The organism is Vibrio sp. 10N.222.48.A3 (genome assembly GCF_041475345.1).
GTDB lineage: Bacteria > Pseudomonadota > Gammaproteobacteria > Enterobacterales > Vibrionaceae > Vibrio > Vibrio tasmaniensis_A.
Genome location: NZ_JBFRVX010000250.1, coordinates 1 through 3,689, shown reverse-complemented (window position 1 = coordinate 3,689; position 3,689 = coordinate 1). Strand labels below are relative to the sequence as shown.

The 3,689-nt window shown below is 47.9% G+C and carries 3 protein-coding genes; 2 read left to right on the top strand and 1 reads right to left on the bottom strand.

What is annotated here, in order from left to right; translation table 11 throughout:
- Window positions 1-748, top strand: a 748-nt coding sequence (locus tag AB4653_RS08400; protein WP_372103820.1) for an N-acetylglucosamine-6-phosphate deacetylase, incomplete at its 5' end; no start/stop codon positions are given.
- Window positions 739-1,593: a tagatose bisphosphate family class II aldolase gene (locus AB4653_RS08395; protein WP_009846040.1), complete on the top strand. Its 855-nt coding sequence runs from the start codon at window positions 739-741 to the stop codon at window positions 1,591-1,593. The genes AB4653_RS08400 and AB4653_RS08395, both read left to right, overlap by 10 nt.
- Before the next feature lie 139 nt (window positions 1,594-1,732).
- Here the strand turns inward: AB4653_RS08395 and AB4653_RS08390 are convergent.
- Window positions 1,733-3,689 (bottom strand): acetoacetate--CoA ligase (locus tag AB4653_RS08390; RefSeq protein WP_372103817.1); only part of this gene is annotated, 1,957 nt, incomplete at its 5' end.

The following is a 3,689-nucleotide window of genomic DNA, read 5'->3' as shown; positions in this document are numbered from 1 at the left end:
GTTTAGAGATCTATCTGTCGAAGAGCTCGATAAGTGGATGTCTTACAGTGATAACCAATTAATTACAGTCGCGCTTGCTCCCGAAAAGCCAGGGGCGTTGGAAGCTATCCGGTATTTACGAAAACACAATGTAAAAGTGATGCTTGGTCACACCGATGCCAGTTATGAGCAGGTTCAGCAGGCTCTAGAGGCTGGTGCGAATGGCATTGTCCATTGCTACAACGGTATGCGTGGATTGCATCACCGTGACCCCGGAGTGGTTGGAGCTGGCCTTACCCACCCCAACAGCTATGTAGAGATGATCGCTGATGGGCACCATGTGCATTCGGCAGCTATAGATATAGCACATCGCTGCTGTGGTAGACGTATGACGCTCATTACAGACTCGATGAGTGCTACTGGGATGCCTGATGGAGATTACACTCTTGGAGAGTACACGGTGCGCATGAAATATGGAGTAGTAACCACCGATAGCGGCAGCTTAGCTGGTAGCACTTTGACCTTACCGCTAGCGGTACAAAACATTCAGAAGTGGCTAAACCTGCCACTTGAACAAGCATGGTTGATGGCCTCTTTAACACCGGCTAAATCGCTAGGCTTACAACATTTATTAGGCAGTTTAGAAGTGGGTAAACGCGCTTCTATGGTGGCAGTTAAATCAGATTTCTCAATTACTAAAACTTGGGTGAACGGACATCTTGTATTCGAAACTGAATCCGTACCAAGTCAGGAGGCTTTATGTATCTAATCTCTTCTCGTGAAATGTTAAAACGTGCTCAACAAGGTGGTTATGCAGTTCCTGCATTCAACATTCACAACTTAGAAACTGTGCAGGTTATTGTTGAGACAGCATCAGAAATGGGCTCTCCAGTTATTCTTGCTGGCACACCAGGCACCTACGACTATGCAGGCACCGATTATCTAATCAGTATCTGCAAAGAAGCTGCGCATAAACACTCAATTCCGCTCGTTTTACACCTTGATCACCATGAAGATCTGCAGGATATCCGCACTAAGGTGGGCCATGGTATTCGCTCTGTTATGATCGATGGCTCTCATCATGCCTTCGACCAAAATATAGACATCGTGCGTTCTGTGGTTCAATACTGCAACCGCTTTGATGCAAGCGTTGAAGCTGAATTAGGGCGTTTGGGTGGCCAAGAAGATGATTTAATCGTTGATACTGCCGATGCGTTAATGACTGACCCTGCATCAGCTGCTGAGTTTGTTCGTCGTACCGGTATTGATTCGTTAGCTGTGGCAATTGGCACTGCTCATGGTCTGTACAAAGCAGAACCGAAACTCGACTTTTCTCGTCTGGACAAGATCCGATCTGTGGTTGATATTCCGCTCGTTCTGCATGGTGCGTCAGGTGTACCAGATGAAATGGTTCGTCGTTGCATTGACCTCGGAGTTTCTAAAGTCAACGTGGCGACTGAGCTGAAAATTGCATTCTCTGACGCGGTAAAACAGCACTTTGCTGATCATCCCGATGCCAACGACCCACGTAAATACATTACTCCAGGCAAAGCAGCGATGAAGCAAGTCGTGATGGACAAAATTCATATGTGTGGCAGTGAAGGACGCATCTAGTCGATTTTAGAAACCTTCTGCTATATCTCCTGAAGGCTGAAGATTAACACCCCTCCCCCCTATCGTCGGTGTTACTTAAGGGAACCTCTAGTCAAGGCTCCCTTTTTATTTCTAGGTCACGCTCTTTTATGTCTCAACACTAGAGCGAAACAACACGCTTTATCTCTTTCAAAACCTCGGCGTTAGCGATAGCCCCGAGGTTTTCTACACTCTTACCATTGATGACCTGTTTCACTGCCAGCTCCACCAGTTTGCCAGAGCGTGTTTTTGGCACGTCGCTGATCGCAAATATCTGGCTTGGCACGTGTCTTGGTGAACAGGATGATTTGAGTTTGCTTTTGATGGCTGTCAGTAACTCATCATCTAGATCCACACCTTGCTGCAGTTGGACAAACAGCCATATCTGCTCGTTGCGGTCGATGTCTTTTCCGACTGCTATCGAATCCACAATGCCTTCAATAGTGTTCACTTGCTGGTAGATCTCGGCAGTACCAATTCGCACACCACCAGGGTTGAGTGTGGTGTCGCCTCGCCCGTAGAACAGATAGCCACCATGAACGCTCTGTGCGACTTCATCGCCGTGATGCCACACATTATCGAACCTATCCCAATAGGTGCTGTGATAGCGCTCTCCGGTGTCATTCCAGAAGCCAACAGGGAAGTTGGGTAGGGAGTTGGTACACACCAGTTCGCCACGTTCATGATTAACCTTGTGACCAGACGAATTGAACACCTTGATGTCGACGCCGAGCCCTGCCTGTTGGCACTCACCACGATACACCGGCGAGATAGGGTTGCCTAAAACAAAGCAGCCACAAATATCCGTGCCGCCAGAAATAGACGCCAAATGTAGGTCTTGCTTGATGTGTTTGTAGACGTAATCGAATTGCTCAGGGTAGAGCACTGAACCCGTCGAGCACAGTGTTCTTAAGTGGGGAAGAGAGTGGCTGTCGATCGGTGAGAGTTCCACTTTCTCAATCGCCTCTAGGTACTTGGCTGAGGTGCCAAATGTCGATACATCAGCTCGCTGCGCTAAATCCCACAGAACGCTAGGTTGCGGATAAACCGGGCTACCATCAAAGATCACCAAACAAGCACCGCTGGCGAGCGCAGAGACGTGCCAGTTCCACATCATCCAACCACAAGTGGTGTAGTAGAACACGCGATCTCTCGGTTTAATATCGCAATGAAGCTGATGCTCTTTTAGGTGGTTGATGGTAGTGCCACCAACAGAGTGAACAATACACTTGGGCTTTCCGGTGGTACCGGAAGAGTAGAGCACAAACAGCGGATCATTGAAGCCGACACGAGTAAATCGAAGAGGTTGTGGCTGATAGTGATGAATGATGCTGTGCCAGCTTTGAGGTGACACATCATGTTTAACGTTGTTCTTCTCTAAATCACGAGTCGGTTTCAAATAACCGATCTCACACACCTGTTTTAGCGCGTTTAAGTGCTCGATGATTTCACGGTTCTTGTCTGCCATATCAAATGTTTTACCATTGAAGGTGTAGCCATCACAGGTTAACAGTACCTTAGGTTTCACTTGGCCAAATCGCTCAATCACACTCTCGACGCCAAAATCAGGCGAGGTCGATGTCCAAATCGCCCCTAAGCTGGTGGTTGCCAACATCGCTATAACGGTTTGTGGCAGGTAGGGCGTATATGCAGCAACTATATCACCTTGCCCCACGCCGCTATCGACAAGCCATTGTTGAACGCTAGATACTTCCTCACGCAAGGTTTTCCATGTGTAACTCTGCTGTTCGCCACGCTCATTCTCAAACCAAATCGCAATCTCGTTTGGCAACGTTTTTGCTGAATGCAGCAAGTTTTCGGCGTAGTTAACTTGAGCATTCGGAAACCACACCGCATCGCGATTCGATTTCGGCTGCTGCCAGCGACTTTCACCTAGAGTTTTGATGTGCTCGCTTTCTGCCTTGTTAATACAGTCTTGCGAACCCACCATTCCACAAAACTGCCACACGTTCTGCCAAAACGACTCCGGTTGCTCCACAGACCATTGATGAATCTCCGTGTAGTTTTTCAATTTCCGCTCGAATATGTCTTGTTGATCGAGGTTATCCATAAATCGG

Coding starts and splice junctions, on each gene's coding strand:
- AB4653_RS08395 (WP_009846040.1), top strand. CDS start 739: ATGTATCTAATCTCTTCTCGTGAAATGTTAAAACGTGCTCAACAAGGT.